This is a genomic window from Pseudodonghicola xiamenensis DSM 18339 (assembly GCF_000429365.1).
GTDB lineage: Bacteria > Pseudomonadota > Alphaproteobacteria > Rhodobacterales > Rhodobacteraceae > Pseudodonghicola > Pseudodonghicola xiamenensis.
The window spans coordinates 19,181-43,813 of the sequence record NZ_AUBS01000010.1 but is presented as its reverse complement, the minus strand read 5'-3'; the positions used below and the strand labels follow the sequence as shown (position 1 = coordinate 43,813).

19 protein-coding genes and 1 pseudogene are annotated in these 24,633 nt (G+C 61.9%); 17 read left to right on the top strand and 3 right to left on the bottom strand.

Features of this window, described 5'->3' with window-relative positions; all coding sequences use genetic code 11:
- Positions 1 to 26 precede the first annotated feature (26 nt).
- From G455_RS0111875 to G455_RS0111855, 5 genes are all read left to right on the top strand, one after another.
- Complete coding sequence (locus G455_RS0111875) at positions 27 to 1,964, top strand: AMP-binding protein (protein ID WP_028093913.1); 1,938 nt, start codon at positions 27 to 29, stop codon at positions 1,962 to 1,964.
- Positions 1,961 to 2,815 (top strand): SDR family oxidoreductase, encoded by an 855-nt coding sequence (locus tag G455_RS0111870; protein WP_028093912.1) that lies wholly within the window; start codon positions 1,961 to 1,963, stop codon positions 2,813 to 2,815. Before G455_RS0111875 ends, G455_RS0111870 begins: the two co-directional genes overlap by 4 nt.
- On the top strand, positions 2,799 to 3,524 hold the full coding sequence (locus tag G455_RS0111865) for a helix-turn-helix domain-containing protein (protein ID WP_028093911.1): 726 nt from the start codon (positions 2,799 to 2,801) through the stop codon (positions 3,522 to 3,524). Before G455_RS0111870 ends, G455_RS0111865 begins: the two co-directional genes overlap by 17 nt.
- A gap of 21 nt (positions 3,525 to 3,545) precedes the next feature.
- Entirely contained in the window at positions 3,546 to 4,001 is a 456-nt protein-coding gene (locus G455_RS0111860) for a PaaI family thioesterase (RefSeq protein ID WP_028093910.1), read from the top strand.
- A gap of 515 nt (positions 4,002 to 4,516) precedes the next feature.
- Entirely contained in the window at positions 4,517 to 5,557 is a 1,041-nt protein-coding gene (locus tag G455_RS0111855; protein ID WP_028093909.1) for an IS110 family RNA-guided transposase, read from the top strand.
- A gap of 406 nt (positions 5,558 to 5,963) precedes the next feature.
- Here the strand turns inward: G455_RS0111855 and G455_RS23920 are convergent.
- Positions 5,964 to 7,118: pseudogene (locus G455_RS23920) on the bottom strand (IS256 family transposase); the annotation flags it as partial.
- 25 nt (positions 7,119 to 7,143) lie between these two features.
- Between G455_RS23920 and G455_RS26020 the strand changes: the two are divergent.
- Positions 7,144 to 7,554, top strand: a complete 411-nt coding sequence (locus G455_RS26020) for a glutathione S-transferase family protein (RefSeq protein WP_229861753.1) — start codon at positions 7,144 to 7,146, stop codon at positions 7,552 to 7,554.
- Between the two features lie 475 nt (positions 7,555 to 8,029).
- Here the strand turns inward: G455_RS26020 and G455_RS0111840 are convergent, their stop codons facing one another.
- Together G455_RS0111840 and G455_RS0111835 are read right to left on the bottom strand one after the other, a co-directional pair.
- Positions 8,030 to 9,550: a class I adenylate-forming enzyme family protein gene (locus G455_RS0111840; protein WP_028093908.1), complete on the bottom strand. Its 1,521-nt coding sequence runs from the start codon at positions 9,548 to 9,550 to the stop codon at positions 8,030 to 8,032.
- 26 nt (positions 9,551 to 9,576) lie between these two features.
- Positions 9,577 to 11,577: an NADPH-dependent 2,4-dienoyl-CoA reductase gene (locus tag G455_RS0111835; RefSeq protein WP_035366641.1), complete on the bottom strand. Its 2,001-nt coding sequence runs from the start codon at positions 11,575 to 11,577 to the stop codon at positions 9,577 to 9,579.
- On the opposite strand from G455_RS0111835, the gene G455_RS0111830 reads away from it, so the two are divergent.
- The 11 genes from G455_RS0111830 to G455_RS0111780 are packed head-to-tail and all read left to right on the top strand — an operon-like array spanning position 11,544 to position 24,576.
- The gene (locus tag G455_RS0111830) at positions 11,544 to 12,887 is read left to right on the top strand and encodes an acyl-CoA dehydrogenase family protein (protein WP_308434071.1); all 1,344 of its coding nucleotides are present in this window, start codon (positions 11,544 to 11,546) and stop codon (positions 12,885 to 12,887) included. The genes G455_RS0111835 and G455_RS0111830 overlap by 34 nt on opposite strands.
- Entirely contained in the window at positions 12,884 to 13,663 is a 780-nt protein-coding gene (locus G455_RS0111825; RefSeq protein WP_028093905.1) for an enoyl-CoA hydratase/isomerase family protein, read from the top strand. The genes G455_RS0111830 and G455_RS0111825 overlap by 4 nt, the downstream gene beginning before the upstream one ends.
- A 9-nt stretch (positions 13,664 to 13,672) precedes the next feature.
- Entirely contained in the window at positions 13,673 to 14,833 is a 1,161-nt protein-coding gene (locus tag G455_RS0111820) for an acyl-CoA dehydrogenase family protein (protein ID WP_028093904.1), read from the top strand.
- A gap of 27 nt (positions 14,834 to 14,860) precedes the next feature.
- Entirely contained in the window at positions 14,861 to 16,252 is a 1,392-nt protein-coding gene (locus tag G455_RS0111815; RefSeq protein WP_028093903.1) for a phenylacetate--CoA ligase family protein, read from the top strand.
- The gene (locus G455_RS0111810; RefSeq protein ID WP_028093902.1) at positions 16,249 to 17,856 is read left to right on the top strand and encodes an acyl-CoA carboxylase subunit beta; all 1,608 of its coding nucleotides are present in this window, start codon (positions 16,249 to 16,251) and stop codon (positions 17,854 to 17,856) included. Before G455_RS0111815 ends, G455_RS0111810 begins: the two co-directional genes overlap by 4 nt.
- 10 nt (positions 17,857 to 17,866) lie before the next feature.
- Positions 17,867 to 19,873 carry an acetyl/propionyl/methylcrotonyl-CoA carboxylase subunit alpha gene (locus tag G455_RS0111805; RefSeq protein ID WP_028093901.1) on the top strand — a complete coding sequence of 669 codons (2,007 nt, stop codon included), beginning with the start codon at positions 17,867 to 17,869 and terminating at the stop codon, positions 19,871 to 19,873.
- Between the two features lie 4 nt (positions 19,874 to 19,877).
- The gene (locus G455_RS0111800) at positions 19,878 to 20,837 is read left to right on the top strand and encodes a hydroxymethylglutaryl-CoA lyase (protein WP_028093900.1); all 960 of its coding nucleotides are present in this window, start codon (positions 19,878 to 19,880) and stop codon (positions 20,835 to 20,837) included.
- A gap of 12 nt (positions 20,838 to 20,849) precedes the next feature.
- The gene (locus tag G455_RS0111795) at positions 20,850 to 21,764 is read left to right on the top strand and encodes an SDR family NAD(P)-dependent oxidoreductase (RefSeq protein WP_028093899.1); all 915 of its coding nucleotides are present in this window, start codon (positions 20,850 to 20,852) and stop codon (positions 21,762 to 21,764) included.
- Entirely contained in the window at positions 21,764 to 22,558 is a 795-nt protein-coding gene (locus G455_RS0111790; protein WP_028093898.1) for a citryl-CoA lyase, read from the top strand. The genes G455_RS0111795 and G455_RS0111790 overlap by 1 nt, the downstream gene beginning before the upstream one ends.
- Positions 22,559 to 22,561: 3 nt before the next feature.
- Positions 22,562 to 23,725 (top strand): acyl-CoA dehydrogenase family protein, encoded by a 1,164-nt coding sequence (locus tag G455_RS0111785; RefSeq protein WP_028093897.1) that lies wholly within the window; start codon positions 22,562 to 22,564, stop codon positions 23,723 to 23,725.
- An 11-nt stretch (positions 23,726 to 23,736) separates the two neighbouring features.
- Complete coding sequence (locus tag G455_RS0111780) at positions 23,737 to 24,576, top strand: FAS1-like dehydratase domain-containing protein (RefSeq protein WP_028093896.1); 840 nt, start codon at positions 23,737 to 23,739, stop codon at positions 24,574 to 24,576.
- The last annotated feature ends 57 nt before the right edge of the window (positions 24,577 to 24,633 follow it).

The following is a 24,633-nucleotide window of genomic DNA, read 5'->3' as shown; positions in this document are numbered from 1 at the left end:
CCTTTTCCATTCTAGAAAGGTTGCGAATGTTTCAGCCAGGCTCTGACATCCAGCGGACAAGCACGCTGACCTCATTTCTGAGGGGCTGCGGCATTGACAGTTACGAGGAACTCGTCCGCCGTTCGAATGAAGACCCAGACTGGTTCTGGGGCCAGATCATTGACCATGCCGGGATACGGTTCGCGCGGCCCTACAGCCGGTTGCGAGATATCTCCGAAGGGCCCGAATCGATCCGGTGGGCCCTCGGGAGTACTTTGAATCTGACGGAAACCTGTCTTGACGCCCGAATTGCCGATGGCTTGGGCGACAAGGTCGCAATCGACTGGGTCGGTGAAGACGGAAGCCGCCGTCGCTGGACCTATTCCGACCTTACCGCCGAAGCCTCCCGCGTCGCCTCGGCCCTTGCCGCGCGCGGTGTAAGGCCCGGTCAGGCGGTGGGCATCTATATGCCGATGATCCCCGAAATCGAGGCCGCGCTTCTGGGGATTGCCCGGCTGGGCGCGGTTGCGGTGCCGCTGTTTTCCGGTTTTGCGCCTCATGCCATCGTATCGCGCCTGAACGACGCGGATGCCGTGGCGGTGCTGACAGCGGATGCCACACCCCGGCGAGGCAAGCCGGTCTGGATGGAGGCGACCCTTGCCCAGGCTTTGACCGACGTGCCATCGGTTCATACCGTGATCAGCCTGCGACGGTTCGGCGGTGCGGTAGCCGATTCCGCCCGCGATCTGGACTGGAGCGAAACCATAGGCCGCGCCAGTCCGGAGTTTGCCGCCGTTCCCGTCAGTGCCGATGACACCTTTCTGATCGCCTATACGTCAGGCACCACCGGACGGCCCAAGGGCGTCGTGCATACCCATTTGGGCGTGCAGGCGAAGGCCACGGCCGATTTCTTGCTTTGCCTCGACATGAAACGGGATGACCGGCACCTCTGGATGACCGACATGGGGTGGGTCATGGGGCCGCTCACCCTTTTGTCGGTGCTCTTGTCCGGTTCGACTCTGGTGCTGGCCGAGGGCGCACCATCAATGCCCGGCGATCCCTTCAGGCTGCTGCGTCTTGCGTCCGAGATGGAGGTCACGCATCTCGGCGTGGCCCCGACCCTGGTACGGCAGTTCATGACGCAGGATACTGAAACTTTGTCGGGCTACGACTTGTCGTCCCTGCGCATCGTCGCCTCGACCGGCGAACCCTGGACCGAGGATGCCTGGCTTTGGCAACTGGATCATATCTGTCGCCGCCGCGCGGTGCCGCTGAACATCTCGGGCGGGACCGAGCTTTTTGGCGCGATCCTGACCTCGACCGTGCTGCACGAGCTCAAGCCCGGCGGATTCTCGGCCCAGGCCATGGGTGTCGGGGCCAAGGTTCTGCGCCAGGACGGCAGCGAAGCCGCACCGGGCGAGGTCGGCGAACTGGTCGTGACCCAGCCGCCTCTGGGTCTGACCCCGGCCATCTGGGGGGACCGCGATCGCTACCTTGAAACCTATTGGTCCACCTTCCCCGGCCTCTGGCGGCACGGCGACTGGGTGCGCTGCGATCCGGACGGGACATGGTATATCCTGGGCCGGTCCGACGACACGCTGAACATCGCCGGCAAACGCATCGGCCCGCCCGAGATCGAGGCGGCGCTGACCGAGAGCGGAGAGGTGGTGGACGCCGCTGCCATCGCGGCACCTGATGACATCAAAGGCGTGGCCGTCGTCTGCGTCTGTGTGGCAGCCCAGGGCGTCACGCCTGACGCAGAGCTTGTGGAGCGGCTCAAGGATCGGGTCGGAGAGATCGTCTCGAAACCCTTCCGCCCGCGCGAGATCCACTTTGTCGAGGCCCTGCCCAAGACCCGCAGCATGAAAACCATGCGCCGTGTCGTGCGTGCCGCCTTTCTCGGTGAAGATCCGGGCGATCTGTCGTCGATCAGCAACCCGGAAACCATTCAGCCCATCGCAGACCTGCAAAAGGAAAAGTCATGATCACTGTTTTCGGAGCCACGGGCACGACTGGCGCGCCCCTCGTCGATACGCTTCTGGCAAAAGGCGCGTCCGTGCGCGCTGTCACCAGCGCCCCCTCCAAGTTAGATGCGCTAAGGGCCAAAGGATGCGAGGCGGTCGCAGCGGATTTCACGGACCCTGCCGCGCTGGCGCAGGCCTGTGACGATGCAGAAAAGATATACTTGGTCACGCCTGCCCATCTGAACATGCGCCAGTGGAAGGCGAACGTGATCGAGGCGGCCAAGGCCGCGGGCGTGCGCCATATCGTTGTGGCCACGGGGCTTGGCGCGTCGCCCAAGGCGGGGCTGACCTTTGGAAAGTGGCATTCCGAAACCCAGGAGCTGCTGAAGCAAAGCGGCCTTGACTGGACCTTTGTCCAGCCGACCTATTTCATGCAGAACCTGCTGTGGCAGACCGGTAACATTGCAAAGGACGCCGTGTACTATGACGATCTGGGCGGCCCCGTGGCCTGGATCGACGCCCGCGACATCGCGGATGTCGCCGCCGAGGCGCTGACCGCTCCGGGTTACGAAGGCAAGGCTCTTGGTCTGACCGGGCCCGAAGCTCTTACCGGAGAAGATATCGCCGCCCTCCTGTCCAGGGTGACCGGGCGCACTGTCACCTGCGCACCCCTGTCGGCCGAAAATGCCAAGGCGGGCATGGTGGCTGGCGGAATGCAGGACGAGGTCGCCAGAGCCATGGTCGAATTGGCTTCCATCGCGCCCAAGGGCTACCTTGCCGGCATCGAGACCACGGTCAGCGATGTGATGGGACGCCCGGCGCGCCGATTTGCCGATTTCGTCGCCGAGAACCGGGATGCTTTCGTCAAGTAACCTGATGGCGCCGCCGCTTTATCTCGAACTGGCGCCGCCTGAGGAAGCGGCCAAACAGATCGACCATTTGTTCGTGTTCCGCGATACCGGTGTGCTGAGCGGTGGTGGACGCGGGCGGTTCGCAACCGACCTCTTTACCCTTTCGGTAACGCGCGACGACAGCGGCGGCGGGCGCGTATCGCTGGCAGAACCGCGCCCCTATTTTTCGCCCCGCCCAAGGCCATTCCAGGGTGTCGTGGCCGGGCTACGACTGTCGTCACGACCGCAGCGATTTCCCGACTCCACAGGGCTGGACATGCTGGCCTCAGAACTGGCCCGGATTCAGACCGGGGACGATGACCTGCCTGCGCTCATCGCGGCGCTTGACGGCCTTGCGAGAGACCTGCGCTTTGCCGCACCAACCGGAGCTTACAGCGACCGGACCAAACGTCGAAAGGTGCGGGCGGAAACCGGCGTGTCGCGGCGGCGGCTTGCGACCTTGCGACGCTTTCGCCGGGCTCTCGGGCAGCTTGCGTCAAAGACCCTGCCGCTGAGCGATCTGGCGCTGGACGCCGGATATTACGATCAATCTCACTTGTCCGCCGCTTGCCGGATCTTCGCCGGCAAACCGCCCGGCGCGTTGCGCGCTCTGTCTATTCCGCGTCGTTTTGACCTTTCGCTACAAGATACGCGCCTCAAAGACCGCCTAAGATTGGTCATTGACGAATGAAATCGAAGAGGAAGACCCGCCATGACACAATTCAAACCGAAAAACCCCGACTATGACGCACGCGTGCGCAACAGTTTCGATCGCCAGAAGGTGATGAACACGTTGGGGATCAGCATTGCCGAGTTGTTACCCGGTCGCATCGTTCTGGAAATGGCACATCAGGTTGCACTGACCCAGCAGCATGGGTTTTTGCATGCCGGAATCGTGTCGACAGCGCTGGACAGCGCCTGCGGATACGCGGCCTTTTCGCTGATGTCAGCGGACGCGGCAGTGTTGACGGCCGAATTCAAGATCAACCTACTCAACCCGGCGGACGGCGAACGGTTTCGCTTCGTCGCTGACGTGGTGAAACCAGGCAGGACGCTGACCATATGCGAGGCGCGTGCCTATGCCGTGAAGGGCCAGGATGAAAAGCTCGTCGCAACGATGACCGGAACGCTCATGGCGCTGATCGGGCGGGCGGGGGTCGCGGACTGAGCGCAACCCGGCCGCAGCACATCCGATCCGGGCGGCCGGACCGATTATTCAGACAGCTGGATCAGCTGTTCCAGCGGCTCGCGACCTCGGCCAACCGTTTCCCGTAGGCGCGCGCGGTATCCAGATCGCCGCCAGCAGGTTCAGACCTCCCAAGCGGTAATGTTAGCCTTTAGCAGTGCGGTCGCCGATTTTCCGTCGTCAGGGTTTTTCGGAGAGCTGAGACTGTATCGTAACGGAGGATCTGGTTCGGTTTCTGTTCAAGTTTATGCGGCAGCGGCCTGATGCTGCAACCGTAATTGGGATAAAGCGTTGGAAGCAAAAGGATGATGTCCCCGGGCGTGGTGTAGCTCCTCATGGGCCTCGCGCTCACTGGCGGGCCGAGCTGGTCAGTCGCGCTGCGCAGCAGGCAGGCTGACCATGACATCATCGCTGACCGGCGTGAGCGTTTCCAGATGTCGTCATGGGGCGGCCAGGACCGGATAGGCTGGCGCTTCCACAACCCAGAGGAGGACGGCATGAAGATCTTCATCGGCATCGACGTTTCGCTCGCGAGCTCCGCAGTCTGTGTGATCGACGAACATGGGCAGGTCGTGAAGCGGGCGCAGATCGACAGCGAGCCCGAGGCGCTTATCGCCTTCCTGCGGGACCTGCCCTTTACCATCGAGGCAATCGGACTGGAGGCAGGGCCGCTGTCGCAGTGGCTTCATCGCGGCCTGGGTGAAGCGGGCTTCGAACTGGTCCTGATGGAGACCCGGCAGGTCAAGGCGGTCCTGAAGGCCATGCCCGTCAAAACCGACCGCCGCGATGCCGAGGGCATTGCCAGGCTGCTCCGCATGGGCTGGTTCAGGCCGGTCCACTGCAAGTCGGTGTCCGCCCAGGAGATGCGCGCTTTGCTGAGCGCCCGCAAGGCGGTCCAGAAGGCGGCACTGGACATCGAGCAGTCCTTGCGCGGGGTCCTGCGCAATTTCGGGATGAAGCTCGGTCCTGTCGGCAAGGGCAAGGGGCGCTATGAATCACGGGTCCGAGAGCTGGTTGCCGGGAATGCCGCGCTGGAGGCAGCAGCCACGGCCATCCTCGATGCCCGGACGGTGCTGCGCGACAGGCTATCGGCGCTGGACCGCAGGGTGCTCGAGCTTGCCCGGCAGGACGATGCCTGCCGACTGATGATGACGATGCCCGGAGTCGGCGCCGTGGTCGCATTGACCGTGCGCTCGGCGATCGACGATCCGGCGCGGTTCCGGTCGTCTCGGGATGTAGGACCATGGGTCGGCCTGACGCCGCGGCGGGAACAGTCAGGCGAGCGCGATGTCACCGGCAGGATCACCAAGGCAGGAGATGCAGCGCTGCGGACGGCGCTCTTCAATGCCGCCACCGTGATGATGCATAATGCGAGGCCATGCCGGCTCAAGGCATGGGGCATGCAGGTTGCCAGACGCCGCGGATCGAAGCGCGCCACAGTGGCCGTCGCACGGCGGATCGGCGTCGTGCTTCATCGGATGTGGCTGGACGGAACCGAGTTCCGCCCGCAGCGCAAGCCGGTCCCGACTACAGCCTGAGACGATCATCGACACGGCAAGAAGGAGAAGATCAACTTCTGGCAGGGTCTGCCCCGCCACGAAGAAGTCCCCACCGGGACGCGGTTCCCGGCGACGCCGGATATGACGCTGCCGCCGGACGTTCCATCCGAGCGCGTTTTCCAGATGGGCGCCCGGGAACCGATCTCACCGACATCATGTAGGCGGCCAGCGCGCCGACCACGGACGGAAGCATGACACCGGTATGGGACTGGGAGTGGAGGCGATGGCGCTGCAGAAGGAGCACATGGTTTTGCCCAGGACCAACGCGGCTGTCGGCGCGGGCGGCGCTCCGATATCTGATGTCTCCGCGCCGCCCGCGCCTCGCGTTCCGCAGCCAGCCCGGCAATTGCGGGTGCCTTGCCGTGCAAATTCCGGATTGACGGCAGGGGCCCCAAGACGGAAGTGTCATGTAACGGCCGCGCTGGACGGTCCATTCCTCGGTCTGCTCCATCAGGATTGCCCCTACCAATCTCCGGATCGAGGCTTCGTTGGGGAAGATGCCGACGACGTCCGTGCGTCGCTTGATCTCACCGTTGAGGCGCTCAATCGGATTCGTGGAATGCAACTTCGCGCGGTGCTGGGCCGGGAAGGTCATGTAGGCCAGCACGTCCTCCTCCGCCGTATCCATGAGCGTGGCCAGTTTCGGCAGCTTGAGCCGCATCTGGTCCGCTACCAGCCGCCACTGGGTCTTGGCCGCGGCATGGTCAGGCTGCGCAAAAGCGGTGGCGATAAAGGCCGAGACGACCCTACGGCTGCTCTTGCCGGCATGGGCGAGCGCATTGCGTTGGAAATGAACCCGGCAACGCTGCCAGGAGGTCGTCAGCACCCGCGCCGTGGCCGCCTTGATGCCCTCATGCGCATCGCTGATCACCAGCTTCACGCCGGAAAGGCCGCGGCGCACGAGGTCGCGCAGAAACTCTGTCCAGAAGGGCTCGGCTTCGGAAGCACCGATCGCCATGCCCAGCACTTCGCGTCGGCCGTCGGTGGTCACGCCCACCGCGATCGTCACGGCGACGGATACGATCCGACCACCCTGGCGGACCTTGAGATAGGTCGCGTCGATCCACAGGTAGGGCCATTCTCCTTCTATCGGTCGGGTGAGGAAGGCATCGACCCGCTCGTCGATTTCTTCGCAGAGCCGACTGACCTGGCTCTTCGAGATCCCGGTGCCCCCCATGGCCTGCACCAGATCGTCCATGGACCGTGTCGAGACGCCATGGACATAAGCCTCTTGGATGACGGCCGTCAGCGCCTTTTCCACCGAGCGCCGGGGCTCGAGGAACGAGGGAAAGTAAGAGCCGGTCCGCAGGCGCGGGATGCGTAACTCGACACTGCCCGCACGGGTCTGCCAATCCCTGTCGCGGTAGCCATTGCGTTGCGCCAGCCGCTCGGTGCTCTTTTCGCCGTAGTCGGCGCCGGTCTTGGCGCCGACCTCCAGCTCCATCAGCCGCTCGGCGGCAAAGCCGATCATATCGCGCAGCAAGTCCGCATCGCCGCTCTTCTCGACGAGCGCGCGAAGGTCCATCATCGGTTTGGTCATCGGGTCTATCCCTCGGTTCAGGTTGGTGTCAGCAACCCGACCCTACCGAGAAACCCGATGGCCACCGACAGCTACACCACGCCCCGGGACGTCACCAGCAAAAGTCGCGGCGCTCCGCGCAAAGTTCCTTCGGCTGGACGCGGAGCTTGGGGAGGGACTATGGTTCGATGGCCACCGGTTCAGCCTCGTCGATGTCGTATTCGGCCCGGTCTTCCGTTATTTCGACGTTTTTGACGCCATCGGAGAGTTTGGCGTCTTCATAGGGCTTGCCCGGGTAAGGGCCTGGCGACATGAACTGGAGCATCGGGTTTCTGTGAAGAGTGCCGTCAGTGAAGACTACCCGACTCTTCTGCGTGACTTCATCAGACGGCGCAATTCTTACCTGTCCCAGATCATGCAGACAGGAGGGCCGAAGAAGACAGTTACACAGGTGTAATCGGCTGACCGCTGATCACTTGATATCGTTTTGTCGGGTCGCAGTACAGAACCGGACGTTTGAGTTCGCTTGGCGAATGCGCGCACTGTTCCGCACATCGGATAGTCGCCGACTTTCCCTTGAAGGCCCGCAGCAGCGTCAACCGGCACTTGCCGGCATTCCATGCCCGTCCGTGCGAAGCGCCGGGTTACCTGCTGCTCCCACAGCGCAACCTGGAACAAACCACCGATCGCGCTGATTAATGGCTTAGGGATCGAAGAATCCTCCTGAGCTCAATCCCCCGGAATACCCGCAGCCGTGTGGTCCGACAGAGGGCAGCACATCAATCGCGGGTCAATCTATCCCAGTTGGTGGACCTCTTTCAGGGGGCTACTCCAAAGGGGGGGGATGAGCTCATCGCAACGATGAAAGGAACGCTTTTATCGCTAGTGGGGCGAACGGGCGTGGCGGGGTGACGATCGGGTCAGAGCGAAAATTAATCTGCGAGCCGGGCTTCGAGGATATGCCGCTGGACCTTTCCGCTGGTCGATCTGGGAAAGTCCTCGAACGCGATGAAGCGAATTTCGCGCGGTCGTTTGTAGCCTGCGAGGTTGTCGCGGCACAAATTCATCAGCGCTTCGGCATCCGGCCCGTCCTTGCCGCGGGCGACAAAGGCCACCGGACTTTCCCCCCATTTCACGTCAAATGCCCTGACCACGGCGGCATCGACCACCCCGGGATGAGATAGAAGAACACGCTCGATCTCCGCAGGATAGACGTTCTCGCCGCCGGTCTTGATCAGGTATTTGGCCCGGTCCACAAAGTCGATGGTTCCGTCCGCATTGCGCCGGAACAAGTCGCCCATGTGGAAAAAGCCGTTGCGAAAGTCACGGGCGTTGGTGTCGTCGGCGTTCCAGTACCCGGAAAACAGCGTCTGACCCCGAAGCGCCATTTCGCCAGGCGTTCCATCCGGGACTTCGCGGTCGTCGGGATCGACCAGCCGTACCTCGCAAAAGGCGCTGATGCGTTTGGAAAGCCGGTCCGGGGTCACACCCGGCGCGATCAGATCGGCGGTTCCTGGCGGCAGGCCGGTTTCGGTTGCACCGAAGGAATTCAGGTAAGGCGTGTCCAGAAGGCCGGTCAGTTCCGCGATCTGATGCGGCGGCACCAGATCGGCCATAGCCCCACAAACCTTGATGCCTTTTACCGGCAAAGGGTTGGCGCGTCGTTCGGCAATAAAAGCTTCCAGCGCCCCGGGCATCATCACGAACCAGCCGATCCTGTGGCGTGACAGCGCCTCGTTGATGACGGCAGGCCTCAACCCGTCCACCATCACCACGGTCCCGCCCCGCAGGATCGTCGCCAGCGCATGATCGGTGGAGGCCATGTGGAACATCGGCGCCCAGGCGATGAACCCGTCGCCGGTATCCAGCGCCAGCTGGGCCGCAAAAACCATGGATCGGGCAATATGCGCGCGGTGGCTGATAAGCGCCCCCTTGGGCAGGCCCGTGGTCCCCGAGGTATAAAGGATCGTCAGACCAGCCTCTGGATCGTCGACCATGGTTCCGATGCGCGGGTCCGGTCCGGCCGCGGCAATGGCCGTGTCCAGATCCGGCCCGATAATCAGACAGGGCGTTGCCGCGACGGCCCGGTAAGCTTCTGAAAGGTCCGGTTCGACGACCGCGAGAACCGGCGCGACCAGATCTATGCAGTGCCGCAGTTCATCGGAAGCAAGCCGCCAGTTCAGACAGGCGACGATCGCGCCGATTCCCGCTGCGGCGAGTTCGACCTCCAGGTATTCAGAGCGGTTGTGCGCCAGGATCGCAATCCTGTCGCCCGGCGCAACGCCCCTGGCCAGAAACACGGCAGCCAGACGATCGACCCGCTCCAGCAGTTCTGCATAGGTCAGTTTCCTGCTGCCGTCCTCGATGGCCAGGGCGCGGGCGCAGTCATGTGCGCGGGTTCGAAAGATCGAATACAGATCAGCGCGCCCCGCGCGGATGACGTCGGTCAGCATGGTTTACCCCTTGCCCGGCCTTCGGTTCAGAGATCCTGCGCCAGGCGCACGCCCTCATCAATGGCGCGCAGCGCATCCAGTTCAGCGGCCTCTTTTGCCCCGCCGATCATCGTAACCGGGACGCCGCGCGCGGCAAGCTCTTGGGCCAGGGTCCGTTCCGGTTCCTGACCGGTGCATAGCACAATTGTATCGGCCGCAATGACCTTTGGCATTCCGTCCGCGACGATATGCAGTCCCGCATCGTCGATACGTTCATAGGTCACGCCGCCCATTGCCTCGACCCCATGTTTGCGCAGCGCGTTGCGCAGGATCCACCCTGTCGAAACACCAAGCCCCGCGCCCGGTTTGGCCGTCTTGCGTTGCAGCATAACGACCTTGCGGCGCGACGGTTTCGGTGCCAGAGGGTCGCCCGCCAGGGCACCCGACGACACAAATTCGGGGTCCACACCCCAGGTTTCGCAAAAGACTTCGGCGTTGGCGGTCTCGGCGGATTCGGTCACCAGGAACTCGGCCACATCATGACCGATGCCCCCTGCCCCCATCACGACGACACGGTCGCCCGCCACGCGGTCACCGGACAGAATTTCGGCGTAGGTCGCGACGCTGGGATGGTCGATACCCGGCAGGTCGGGAATGCGCGGCGTGACCCCGGTGGCGATCACCACATGGTCAAATCCGTCAAGATCGCTCGCCTCTGCCCGCTGTCCCAGACGTTGCGTGACCCCGTGTTTTTGCATCTGACCGGCATAATACCGAAGGGTTTCGTCGAATTCGTCCTTGCCCGGTGCGGCGCGGGCCAGATTCAGCTGACCGCCCAATTTGTCCTGCGCTTCGAACAGGGTGACATCGTGGCCCAGCCGCGCCGCCTCGGCGGCTGTGGCCATGCCCGCGGCACCACCGCCAACGACGGCCACTTTCTTTGGCGTGTCGGCTGGCGTATCCCGGAATTCCGTTTCACGCCCGGCCTTTGGATTGACCAGACATCCGACCGGACGGTCAGAAAAGATGAAATCCAGGCAGGCCTGGTTGCAGGCGATGCAGGTGTTGATCTCGTCCGCGCGGCCCTCTCGCGCCTTTTTCACGAAATGCGGATCGGCCAGAAACGGGCGCGCCATCGAGATCATGTCCGCATCGCCAGAGGCAAGTATGTCTTCGGCAAGCTGGGGTGTGTTGATCCGGTTCGAGGCGACCACCGGGATCGACACGGCCGCTTTCACGTTGGCTGCCGCCTTGCGCCAGGCACCGCGCGGCACCGGATAGGCGATCGTCGGCACGCGGGCCTCGTGCCAGCCGATGCCGGTGTTCAGAATATCCGCACCTGCGGCCTCGATCTTGCGGGCCAGTGCGGCAATTTCATCGGCGGGCGCGCCGCCCTCGATCAGATCGGCCGCCGAAATCCGGTAGATGACCAGAAAGTCGGGGCCGCAACGTTCGCGCACCGCGCGCACGATCTCGACCGGGAATCGGTGGCGGTTCGCGGCGCTGCCGCCCCAGTCGTCTTGGCGCTTGTTGGTATGGGTGACGGTGAATTCGTTGATCAGGTATCCCTCGGACCCCATGATCTCGACGCCATCAAAGCCTGCGGCCTGCGCATTGGCGGCCGCCACGGCAAAATCCTCGATGGTACGGAGAATGTCGGCTTCGGTCATTTCACGCGGGATGAAACGGTTGATCGGAGCGCGGATCGGCGACGGGGCGACACAGCCTTCGATCTTGGCATAGCGCCCGGCGTGAAGAAGTTGCGCGCAGATCAGGCTGCCTTCGGCCTGCACCGCCTCGCAGATCGGGCGCAGGTCAAGCGCTTCTTGCCGGGCATCGATTCGCGGACCTTCTGGATCAAATATGCCTTCGGCATTGGGCGAAAACCCGCCGGTGACCAGAATCGCCGCCTCCCCCCGCGCACGCTCGGCGTAAAACGCGATCTGTTTGGCTATGCCGTCAGGCTCGGTTTCCAACCGCGTGTGCATCGACCCCATGATGACACGATTTCGCAATGTATGTTGGCCTGCGCGGATGGGCGAGAGCATGGTTTCAAAGCTTCCATCTGGTCTATTTTTCACTTCGGTTCTCCTCCTCAAAACTGCACTTGATCTACAATCTAACATTTGTTAGATTTTTCTGGAAAGAAGATTTTCGCTCATGGGGAGGAGCACCGATGCAATTCCAGCCTACAGACGATCAGAAGGCGTTTCGCGAGACCGCAAAGCGCTTCGCAACTGAAAGACTTGCGCCCACATATCAAGAACGCGCCAGCGGCCATACATTCGACCGTGCGCTGATCAAGGAGATGGGCGCACTGGGGCTGATCGGGGCCGATCTGCCCGAGGAATTCGGGGGACTCGGCGAAAGCTCTGTCACGTCAGGGCTGATCGTCGAAGAGATCGCCTATGCTGATTTCAACGCAAGTTACGTGCAGCTTCTGGGCTCTCTCATGGGCGGAATGGTTGCCAAACATGCCTCCAAGGACATCGCGTCGGAATGGGTGCCCAAGGTTGTTTCGGGTGATGCTGTCATTGGCCTGGGCCTGACAGAGCCGCGCGGCGGTTCGGATGCGGCGAACCTGATTCTGAGGGCCGAGAAATCCGGCAACGGCTGGCGGCTGAACGGTGAAAAGACATCCATGAGTTTTGCCAGTCAGGCGGATGCGGCGGTCGTCTTTGCCCGTACCGGCGATCCTGACGGCGGCTCACGCGGGGTCAGCGCCTTTTTCGTCGATCTGAACCAGGAAGGCATCAAGCGCACCCATTTTGACGACATCGGCACCAAGCCTGTCGGGCGCGGCTCGGTTTTCTTTGACGATGTTTTCGTGCCGGCTGAAAACATGATGGCGGAACAGGACCGTGCCTTTGGCACGATCATGGCGGGCTTCGACTATTCCCGCGCACTGATCGGGCTGGAGTGCCTGGGGGCCGCGCAAGCGTCGGTGGATGAAACCTGGGCCTACGTTCAGGAGCGCGAGGCATTCGGAGCCCCGATCGTTCAGTATCAGGGTGTCAGCTTTCCCCTGGCCGAGGCCGAGACCCAACTGACCATGATGCGCCAGCTTTGTTATTACACGCTGGACCTGCGCGACCGTGGCCTGCCCCACACCTCTCAGGCCGCCATGTGCAAATGGTACCTGCCCAAAACCGCCTGCGAGATCCTGCACCAGTGCCTGATCCTGCACGGACATTACGGCTACACCACCGACCTGCCCCACCACCAGCGCTACAACGATGTGCTCGGCTTGCAGATCGGTGACGGCACCGCGCAGATCCAGAAGCTGGTGATCGCCCGCGAGAAGGTCGGTCGCATGGCGCTGCAGTATGACAAGAAGGCGAAGGGAGCGGCCAAATGAGCGGCCCCATCCTCGTCACTTCCGAGGGCAACACCGGCATCATCGAACTTGCCCGCCCCGAGAAATTCAATTGCCTGTCACTTGACGTGCATGAGCGCATTTCTGCTGCGCGGTCGGAATTCGAGGCGAACCCGGATATTCGGGCGATCCTGATCCGGGCGCAAGGCAAGAACTTTTGCACCGGCGCCGATCTGGTGGAAGTGAAAGGTAAATTGAACGATCCCGCCGCGCTGGACCATTTCATCGCCTTTGGCATGAAAAACCTGCGTGCGCTCGAAACCTCCTCCCTCCCTGTCGTAGTCGCAGTGCAGGGGTTGTGTCTGGCCGGCGGGATCGAACTGATGCTGGCCTGCGACGTGTGCTTTGCGGCCGAAAGCGCCCAGTTTGGCGATCAGCATGCGCAATTCGGGCTGATTCCCGGTTGGGGTGGCTCGCAGCGGCTGACGCGGTTGATGGGGCAGCGCCGGGCGCTCGACCTGATGTTCTCGGCCCGCTGGCTCAAGTCGGACGAGGCCAAAGAGGCCGGCCTGGTCAACTACATCGTGCCGGATGCGGATCTGTACAAGATCTCGCTGGAATACTGCCAGAAGATCGCCACCCGCTCGCGTCCCGGCATCGCGGAGATGAAGCGGTTGGCGCGCGAAGGCGCGGACCTTGGTATCGACCAGCAGATGCGGCTTGAGCGCGATGCCGCGGTGCGCGCACTGCCCAGCGATGACGTGGCCGAGGGCCTCGACGCATTCGAGAACCGGCGCGCCCCCGAATTCAAGGCCTGAGGACGAAACATGGATTTCATTTTGAACGACGAACAACGCCAGATTTACGAGTATGGCGGCCAGCTGGCGCAGAAATACGACAATGCGTATTGGCTGGACCACGCGCGCAGGCATGAGTTCCCGCACGAGATGTTCAGGCAGATTGCCGATGACGGTTTCCTGGGCATCATGGTGCCCGAGGAATTCGGCGGCGCGGGCCTTGGTATGACCGAAATGGCCCTGTTCATGGAGGGCACCGCCAATCACGGCATTCCGCTTTTGATGATGGTGGTCGGGCCGACCATGTCGCTGGCCCATATCGCCAGCCACGGGAGCGAGTTCCACAAGAAAGAACTGCTGCCGGCTGCCTGCCGCGGTGATATCCAGTTCTGTTTCGCGATCACCGAACCGGGGGCCGGGTCGAACACGATGAAGGCCACTACGCTGGCCAAGCGTCGAGGCAACCGGTTCAGCCTGTCGGGCGAAAAGACCTTCATCACCGGGGCCGAAGTGGCCGACTACTGCCTTGTGGTGGCGCGGACCAAACCGCATACCGAGGTCAGCCGCAAGACCGACGGCTTTACCCTGTTCGCCGTGGATCTGAAGAAAAAAGGCGTCGACAAGCAGCGGGTGAAGATCTCGATCCCCCTGCCCGAGGAGCAGTGGACACTGTTCTTCGACGATGTGGATCTCGGCCCCGAGGATGTGGTCGGCGAGGTGGACGAAGGGTTCTCGATCCTGTTCGACAGCCTCAACCCCGAGCGTATCATCCTGGCCGCCTTGTGCTGCGGCATCGGCCGGTTCGCCCTGAACAAGGGCGTGGCCTATGCCTCCGAGCGCAATGTGTTCGGCCAACCCATCGGTGCGCACCAGGGCGTACAGCATCCGATGGCCAAGGCGCATACGGCAGTCGAAATGGCCAGTCTGATGACCCGGCGCGCGGCATGGGAGTTCGACAACAAGCTGCCTGCCGGTGCGTCGTCGAACATGGCGAAATATGCCGCCGCCGAAGCCGGGATCGAAGCGGTCGACGCGGCGCTTCAGGCGCATGGTGGATCGGGCTTTACCGAAGATACGGGACTTTACGAAATGTACCCGCTGGTCCGCCTGCTGCGCACAGCGCCGGTGAACCGCGAACTGTGCCTGAGCTTTATCGGCGAAAAGGTCATGGGCCTGCCACGATCCTATTGATCGCCACCGCTTGGAACGGAGAACGACATGCAATTTGGAATGCGCTTCCGGCGGGAAGATGCCGCCGACAAGGTAAATGATCGCTTCTGGCACGCGATCGAGGGCACGCCGCTCGACGAGGTGCGCCGTATTCAGGAAGAGCGACTGCGCGATCAGATGACCTATCTCAAGGCAAACTCGACTTTCTATCAGGAGAAGTTCGCGAAAGCCGGTGTGGAATTCGACGATATCCGCACCATCGAAGACCTGCAGAAACTGCCCTATACCTACAAGACCGAGATCCGCGAAAGCCTGGCCGCCGATCCGCCGTTCGGCAAACACCGCGCCGCGCCCATGTACGAGATCATCCAAATGCAGGCATCGTCGGGCACGACCGGCAGCCCCTCATATGTGGCCCTGACCGAATCCGACGCCGAAATGTGGCACGAGATGACGGCACGCTGTTTCTTTGCCAATGGCGTGCGGCCGGGCGACATGGTGCTGCACGCGTTTTCGCTCGCCAAGGGCTTTGTCGGCGGCATCCCCGTGATGCAGGGGTTGCAGTACATGGGCACGATCGATGTGCCGGTGGGCGCCGATGGCGGCGCGGAACGGCTGCTGCGTGCCTGTGCCGATACCCGTCCGCGCTGCATCGTCGGTGCCCCGAATTTCGTGCTGCACCTGGCCGAAAAAGCGCCCGAAGTGCTGGGCTGCAAGGCCGACGAACTGGGCGTCGAACGGGTGATCGTGGGTGGTGAACCGGGTGGCGGCATCCCCTCTATCCGCGCCAAAATCGAAAAGGCCTGGGGCGCGAAATGCACCGAGATGCTGGGCGGCACCGATCTGGGCGTGACCTACTGGGCCGAGTGCGACGCCCAGTCGGGTATGCACATGGTCAACATGGATTATGTCCTGACCGAGCTGCTCGACCCGGAGAGCGGCAGGATCATTCCCTGGAAAAAAGGCGCAGAAGGCGAGATGGTCTATACCGCGCTCGGCCGCCAGGCCAGCCCGCTCGTGCGGTTCCGGTCAGGCGACTACATCGAGGTCATCGACACCGAATGCTCCTGCGGCCGCACCGGCCCCAAGATCCGCTGCACCGGGCGCACAGATGACATGCTGATCGTTCGCGGGGCCAATGTCTTTCCGTCCGCAATCAACAGCCTAATCATCGAAATGGTGCCCGAGACCAACGGCGTCATGCGGATTGTCGCAGATTTCGAGGGCCATACTACGCAAGGCGCGCTGACGGTGATCGTCGAACGTGGCCCCGGTCGCGATCCGGCCGATGACGGCGCCCTGAAAAAGAAGATCGAACAGCGACTTCGCGACGCGCTCGTCTTCAAGGCCGACGTCCATCTGGTCGCGCCCGACACTTTCGAAAAACCCGGCGCAGCTAAAGTTGCCTTCGTTCTGAGAGAATATCCCGACCTGCCATGACACGAATGAAATCCCTTCTCGACACCGGATCTAATGACTTCCGGGAAAACGACGCGCAGTATCGCGCAAAGATTGCCGAACTGCACGCCCTTCGCCTGACCCAACGCGTCGGCGGCCCCGAAAAGGCACGCGAACGGCATGTGAAGAAAGGCAAGATCCTGCCGCGAGAAAGGATCGAACGGCTGATCGACCCGGGCACACCATTTCTGGAACTCGGCGAGTTGGCCGGATTGAATATGCACAAGGGAGTTCCACCCGGCGCCGGCATCATTACCGGTATTGGCGTGATCGAAGGCCGTCAGTGCATGATCATCGCCAATGATGCCACCGTAAAGGGCGGCACCTATTTCGGGATCACCTGCCGCAAACACGTCCGGGCACAGAAAATTGCCTGGAAAAACCGCCTGCCCGTCATCACCCTCGTGGACTCCGGCGGTGCCTTCCTGCCCGACCAGGCCAACCTTTTCCCCGACGAAGGCCAGTTCGGCTCCATCTTTCACCAACAGATCGGCATGTCTGGCGATGGTGTGCCGCAAATCGCCGTGGTCATGGGGCCCTGCACCGCGGGTGGTGCCTATATCCCCGCGCTCTGTGACGAAGTGGTGATCGTGCGCGGTCAGGGCTTTATGTATCTGGGCGGACCGGAATTGACCTTTGCCGCAACCGGCGAAAAGGTCGAAGCCGAAGAACTGGGTGGCGGCAAGATGCATTCGTCCGTTTCCGGTGTGACCGACCATTTGGCCGAAGATGACGCCCACGCTCTGGCCATCACGCGCGAAATTGTCAGCCATCTTGGCGAAAAACCCCAACCCCGCAAGACGCCCGAAACGCCCCGTGCGCCCGCCTACCCGGTCGAAGAGATTTATGGGCTCATCAGCCGCGACCCCAAGGTGCCGACCGACAACCGCGAAATCGTGGCTCGGTTGGTCGATGAGAGCGATTTTCACGAATTCAAGCCGCTTTATGGCGACACGATCATGACCGGCTGGGGGCGCATCCACGGCCACGAGGTCGGGATCATCGCCAATACAGGCGTGCTTTTCGTCGAAGCCGCGCTGAAGGCGACGCATTTCATCAATCTCTGCGTCCAGCGTGATATTCCGCTGCTGTTCCTGGCCGATGTGAACGGCTTCATGGTGGGCCGCGAGGTCGAGCAGATGGGCATTGCCAAGGCTGGCGCCAAGATGATCACGGCCATGTCTTCGGCCCGGGTGCCGAAATTCACAATCATCACCGGTGGCTCTTACGGGGCCGGATACCTGGCGATGCTGGGCCGCCCGTTCCAGCCGGACGCAATGTTCGCCTGGCCGACGGGACGGTCGGCAATCATGGGGCCGGAACAGGCCGCCAGCGTGCTGGCTCAGGTCCGCGCGCAGATCAACGAACGCGAAGGCAAAAGCTGGACCCCCGAGGAGGAGGAAGCCTTCAAGGCACCGATCCGCAAGGAATACGAAGATTTTCAGGGAGCCTATAATTTTGCTTCCAACCTTTGGATCGACAGCGTGATCGAGCCCTGTGAGACCCGTGACGTCATGGCGCTGATGCTGGATGTGACATCGCGCAGACCCAAGGTCGATACCAACTTCGGCGTGTTCAGGATGTGATGAGCGAACCGTGAAAATCAAAACGCTTCTAATCGCCAACCGCGGCGAAATTGCCTGCCGGATCGCGCGCACCGCGCGGGCCAGCGGTATCACCCCTGTCGGCGTGCATTCGCAGGCCGATGCCAATGCCCTGCATGTCCGCGAGATCGGCAAGTCGGTCTGTATCGGCGCCGGACCTGCATCTGAGAGCTATTTGAAAATCGACGCAGTGATTGCCGCCGCGCAATCGGTGGGCGCGGATGCGATCCATCCCGGTTACGGCTTTCTGGCCGAAAACCCCGATTTTGCCCGTGCGGTCGAAGCCGCCGGCATGATCTTCATGGGGCCGACGCCGGCGACGCTTGAACGTTTCGGGGACAAGGCCAGCGCCAAGGAAGCCGCCGTGGCTGCCAGCGTCCCGGTGATTTCGGGCGCGGAAGGCGCGCGGTCGGATCCCCGGGAAATCGCCGACGAAGTGCGCCAAATGGGCCTGCCGGTCCTGCTCAAGGCTGTCGGCGGCGGTGGTGGGCGCGGACAACGGCTCGTCACCGACGAAACCACGCTGGTCGAGGACATCGAAGGCGCGCTGCGCGAAGCAAAATCCACCTTCGGCTCCGAAGGGCTGCTGTTGGAGCGTTTCCTGCCCGAGGCGCGCCATGTCGAAGTGCAGATCGCAGGTGACGGCAAGGGCCATGTGGTGCATCTGTTCGAACGCGATTGCACGCTTCAGCGCCGCCACCAGAAGGTCATCGAGGAAGCCCCGGCCTGGGGTCTGCCCCGGACGCTTATGGACGACATCGCGCGCGACGCGGTGCGTCTTGGTGAAACGCTGGACTATCGCGGGCTGGGCACGGTCGAGTTTCTGGTCGCGGGTGACGAGTATTTCTTCCTTGAGGTGAACCCGCGCATTCAGGTGGAACATCCCGTCACCGAAGCGATCACCGGGCTGGACCTTGTCGCGCTTCACCTGCGGATTGCCGAAGGCGCGGGCCTTGGACTGGTGCAGGACGATCTGACGATCAACGGCCACGCGGTCGAGGCGCGGCTTTACGCCGAAGATCCGGCGATGCAATTCGCCCCGTCGACGGGCACGCTCTCCACGCTCAGCCTGCCATCGGGCCTGCGCATCGACAGCGGCGTCGAAGAAGGCGATGACGTCACGCCCTACTACGACCCGATGATCGCCAAGCTGATCGTGCACGCGCCCGACCGGGAAACCGCATTGGCACGTCTGGCCACGGCGCTTGATCATGTCGCGGTCGAAGGTGTCGAGACCAATCGCGCCTTTCTAACGGCGCTGGCGCGAAACCATGAATTCGAACGGATGCAGGTGCATACCCGCTGGATCGACGGCAGGCTGGATGAGCTGACACAGGCACCCGGCCTGACCCGCCCCGATCTGTGGAAAGCGACCGCTGCCATTCTCTTCGTGACCAAGTCGCGCAGCGACACAAACGCCAATCCCTGGACCAACCGTGATGCCTTTACCGGCTGGCGGCTTGGTCTGGGCGGCGATGCGATTGAAGCGGGGCAGCGCGTGACGCTTACCGATTCTGACGAGGTATCCGAGGAACTGCGCGTCAGTCCTGTCAAACCGGGTGCCAGATACACCGTCTATTCGGAAAACGGCGAGGCGCTGACACTGTCGGCACGTGAACTGACCCCGGGCTGTTGGCGTGTCGGCGAAGGCGACACCGTCCATCTGATCGAGGCACGTCTGCACGCGGGCGTGATCGAACTGGACACGCCCGAAGGCCGCCTGGTCTTCCGCCCCGCCGCGCCCCTTGCCTTTGCCGGCGGCGATGCTGCGGCGGATCGCGCCGTGACCTCTCCGCTGACCGGCATGATTGTCGAAATCAAGGTCTCCGATGGTCAGAGCGTGGCCGAAGGCGACGTGGTTGCGGTCATGGAATCCATGAAACTCGAAATCTCGATCCGGGCAGCCGCGGCCGGGATCGCCAGCCACATATCCGTCTCGAATGGAGACATGGTCGATCGCGGCCAGGTCATCGCCGAGATTCTGCCATCCGAGGAGTGATGAAATGACCGACTTTCCCAAATTCGTAGAATTTCGTGAAGAAGGCCCGCGCGAGGGTTTTCAGATCGAAAAAAAGATTTATCCAATCGAAGAGCGGATCGAACTGATCGACATGCTCAGCGAAACCGGTCTGAAGCGCATTCAGGTCGGAAGTTTCGTCAGCCCGAAATACGTACCGCAAATGGCCGACACCGGCGAGTTGTTCCAGCGTATCAAGCGCAAGCCGGGCGTGAATTACACGTCGCTGTGGCTGAACGACAAAGGGTTTCGCAAGGCCCTGACCGCGCATGAGGTCGATATCGACCCGCGTCTGCTGTTCTATCCCTCCGAGGCATTTGCCCAGTCAAACAACAATTGTTCCTCGGCGGAAATGCGGGAGAGACAACGGGACTGGGTCCGTCTTTACAAGGAAGAGGGATATACGGTCGACGCAGCCTATGTGATGACCGCCTTCGGCTGCAACCTCGAAGGCCCTATCCCCCAAGAACGCATTCTGGACGATTTCCGCTTTATCCTCCAACTGTGCGAGGAAGAGGACATCCCCGTGCCGATCCTTGTGATCGCCGACACCATGGGTTGGGGAAACCCCGAGGCGGTCAAACGGATGATCGGCGCGCTGCGGGAAATGGCGCCCGAGGCGCGCATCGGTATGCACATCCATGATACGCGTGGGTTGGGGATCGCCAACGTTTATGCGGCCCTGTCGATGGGCGTGGACATGTTCGAAAGCTCCGTCGCCGGTCTTGGCGGCTGTCCTTTCGCGGGCCACGGCCACGCGCGCGCCGCAGGAAATGTCTGCACCGAGGATGCAGTGTTCCTGTGTCACGAGCTCGGCATCGAAACCGGCATTGATCTGGACAAGCTGATCGCAGCGGCGGTCAAGGCAGAAGAGATCATCGGCGTGCCGCTGATGGGCCGGGTCATGCATACCGGCGGGTTGGACAAATACCGCAAGGCGGGCTGAGGAGGGAAGAAGATGGCAAAAGCACTTGACGGAAAGGTCGTTCTGGTCACCGGGGCCGGCGGTGGGATCGGGCGCGACATCGCCTTGATGGCAGCCGCAGAAGGCGCTGCCGTTGTGGTCAACGATCTGGGCGCGTCCCTGAAAGGCACCGGTCAGACAGAAACTGCGGCGCAGAAAGTCGTCGAAGAGATCAGGGCCGCTGGGGGCGATGCCATTGCCGATGGCGGCTCTGTCACCGATCCCGTTGCCGCGCGCGCGATGATCGAAGCCGGGGTCAAGGAATTCGGTCGCATCGACGCGGTGGTGAACAACGCCGGCATTCTGCGCGACGGGTTCTTCCACAAGATGACCTACGAGGATTTCGACGCGGTTGTGAAGGTCCATCTCTACGGTGCGTTCAACACCAGCCGCGCGGCGGCTGATTATTTCCGCGAACAAGAGGGCGGTGCTCTGGTGCACATGACCTCGACCTCGGGGCTGATCGGCAATCTGGCGCAGGCGAATTACGCGGCGGCAAAGCTGGGCATCGCGGCCTTCTCGAAATCGGTGGCGCTTGACCTCAAGCGGTGGAACGTGCGTTCGAACTGCATCGCGCCCTTCGCCTGGAGCCGGATGATCTCGTCGATCAAGACCGACACCCCGGAACAGGTGGCACGGGTCGAAAAGATCAAGGAGATGACACCGGCCAAGGTTGCACCGATGGCCTGCTTCCTGATGAGCGACCGCGCGGCTGACGTGTCAGGACAAATCTTTGCGGTTCGCAAGAACGAAATCTTCCTGTTCAACCAGCCCCGCCCGGTGCGGTCGGTTCATTCCGGTGATGGCTGGACCGCCGATGAAATCGCCGAGCGTGCCATTCCCGCGCTCAAATCGCAATTCTCACCGCTCGAGGTTTCGGCGGATGTCTTTTCGTGGGATCCGGTATAATGGGAAAACGCAAAGAAAAAATCAGCTCCGACATTGCCTGGAGCACCTCTGACAAAATCAGTGTGCGTGGGCTCGATCTGCCCAACGAGATCCTGGGGCACATGAACCTTGGCGATCTGGCGTTCCTGCAGTTGACGGGTCGCAAGGCCACGCCCGAGGAAAGCCGGGTGTTCAACGCCATCGTCATTACCCTGGTCGAACATGGCATCACGCCTTCGGCCCTGGCGGCGCGGATGACTTACATGGGGGCGCCAGAATCGCTTCAGGCGGCTGTGGCGGCTGGCTTGTGCGGGCTTGGCACCGTCTTTGTCGGTTCGATGGAAGGTGCCTCGAAAATGCTTTACGAGGCGCTGCCGCAGGACAAGTTGGGCACCGGTGTCGATCTGGATGCGCTGGCCGTCGAGACGGTGGAAAAATTCCGCGCCCGCAAGATGATCGTGCCGGGGCTCGGACATCCGGTGCACAAGCCGGTCGATCCGCGCACACCTCGCCTGTTCCAGATCGCTGCCGAGAACGGCAAGTCCGGTGAATACATCGAGTTGATCCAGAAAATTCAGACCGTTGCCGAAGAAAAATCGGGTAAGATGCTGCCGATTAACGCCACCGGGGCGATCGGAGCAATCTGCTGTGAATTTGGCTTCCCCTGGAAGATCGTGCGGGGCTTTGGCGTCATGGCACGCGCCATCGGTCTTGTCGGTCATATCCTCGAAGAGAGCGAAAACCCGATTTCCTATGAGCTTTGGCAGCGTGCCGAGCAGGAGATTCTTGAAACGTCGGGTCCGGGAGCGCAGTAACAGATGCAGACGTCTGCCCCAGACACTCATACCGATCTACGCGACGCCTTGCGCGCACTATGCGCGCAGTTTCCGCCAGAATATCATCGCAAGTTCGGCGAAAACGAAACCTACCCGGAGGAATTCGTCGATGCGCTGACCCGCGAGGGCTGGCTTGCCGCGATGATCCCCGAGGAATACGGCGGCTCGGGTCTGGGGTTGACGGAAGCCTCGATCATCATGGAGGAGGTGAACCGCTGCGGCGGAAACGCGGGCCATTGCCACGGGCAGATGTATAACATGGGCACGCTTCTGCGACATGGATCGGATGAGCAAAAGCAGAAATACCTGCCCGGTATTGCCAGCGGCGCGTTGCGCCTGCAATCCATGGCCGTGACCGAACCGACAACCGGGACCGACACCACCAAACTGAAGACCACCGCGGTCAAGAAGGGTGACCGGTATGAGATCAATGGCCAGAAGGTCTGGATCAGCCGTATCCAGCATTCTGACCTTATGATCCTGCTGGCACGCACCACGCCGTTGAGCGATGTCAGGAAAAAGTCGCAGGGCCTGTCGATCTTTATGGTCGATCTGAAAGAGGCAATCGGCAACGGTATGGAAGTCCGCCCCATCGCCAATATGCCCGGCCACGAAACCAATGAAGTGTTTTTCGACAATCTGGAAATCCCCGCCGAGAACCTGATTGGGACCGAGGGGCGCGGATTTTACCATATTCTTGACGGGCTGAATGCCGAACGGACCCTGATTGCGGCGGAATGTATCGGTGATGGATACTGGTTCGTTGACAAGGCCCGCATCTATGCCGGCGACCGCATGGTCTTTGACCGTCCCATCGGCCAGAACCAGGGCGTGCAATTCCCTATCGCCAGGTCCTATGTGAACATCGAGGCCGCCAATCTGATGCGCTTTGAAGCCTGCAGGCGGTTCGATGCTGGGCTGGATTGCGGAGCACAGGCGAATATGGCAAAGCTGCTGGCTTCGGAGGCCAGCTGGGAAGCGGCCAATGCCTGCATCCAGACCCATGGCGGCTTCGGTTTCGCACGGGAATACGATGTCGAGCGCAAGTTCCGCGAGGCGCGCCTCTATCAGGTCGCCCCGATCTCGACCAACCTGATCCTGTCATATGTCGGAGAACATATCCTCGGCATGCCAAGATCGTTCTGAAGGCCAGGGTTATGGGTGAGATCGACCTTGACGCGCTGGCGCCCTGGCTGGGACGCACCGAGACCAAGGAAGATGTTCTGACGCAGGGGTTGATCGACAAATTCCGCGCCACGCTCGGTCCGCATCTTTGGGACGGATCAGGCGATGTCCCGCTGGGAATTCATTGGTGCATTGCCCTTGATACCGTGCCAGCTGCCGCCCTTTCAGCAGACGGCCATGCCGCGAGGGGTGGATTCCTGCCCCCAGTTCCGCTGCCCGCCCGCATGTGGGCGGGCGGCGATGTTACGCATATCGCGCCGCTGAAGACCGGCGAAACCATCACCCGCCGCTCGGTGATCGGGGACATAACGGCCAAGCAGGGCCGCAGTGGCCCATTGGTTTTTGTGACCGTCGAGCACGAGTATCTGAGTGGCGAACGGCTTTGTATCCGGGAGCAGCAATCGATCGTTTATCGTGAGATTTCCACCCCCCGCACGGGCGAGAGCGCAGCTGACGCGGGTGACCCCACCACGCTTAGATCGACGCTGACACCGGATCCTGTTCTTCTGTTTCGCTATTCGGCGCTGACGTTCAATGCCCATCGCATTCACTATGATTACGTCTACGCCACCGAAACCGAAGCCTATTCCGGACTTGTTGTGCATGGTCCATTGCAGGCCACGCTGCTTCTGAATCTGGCGGCGGATGCGTTGAAAACATCGCCCCACCGGTTTTCGTTCCGCGGCCTCGCGCCACTCACCCTGCCCTGCGAATTGCAACTGCACAATGAAGAGACCGGCACCTCCGGGACAGTCTGGTGTCAGGATCAAAACGGTCTTCGAAGCTTTTCCGCAGAGTACGCGGCTGTCTGATCGGTTTCCTTTGGTAGCGGATTCAGTTGTTGACCAATTTTTCTAACAACTGTTAGG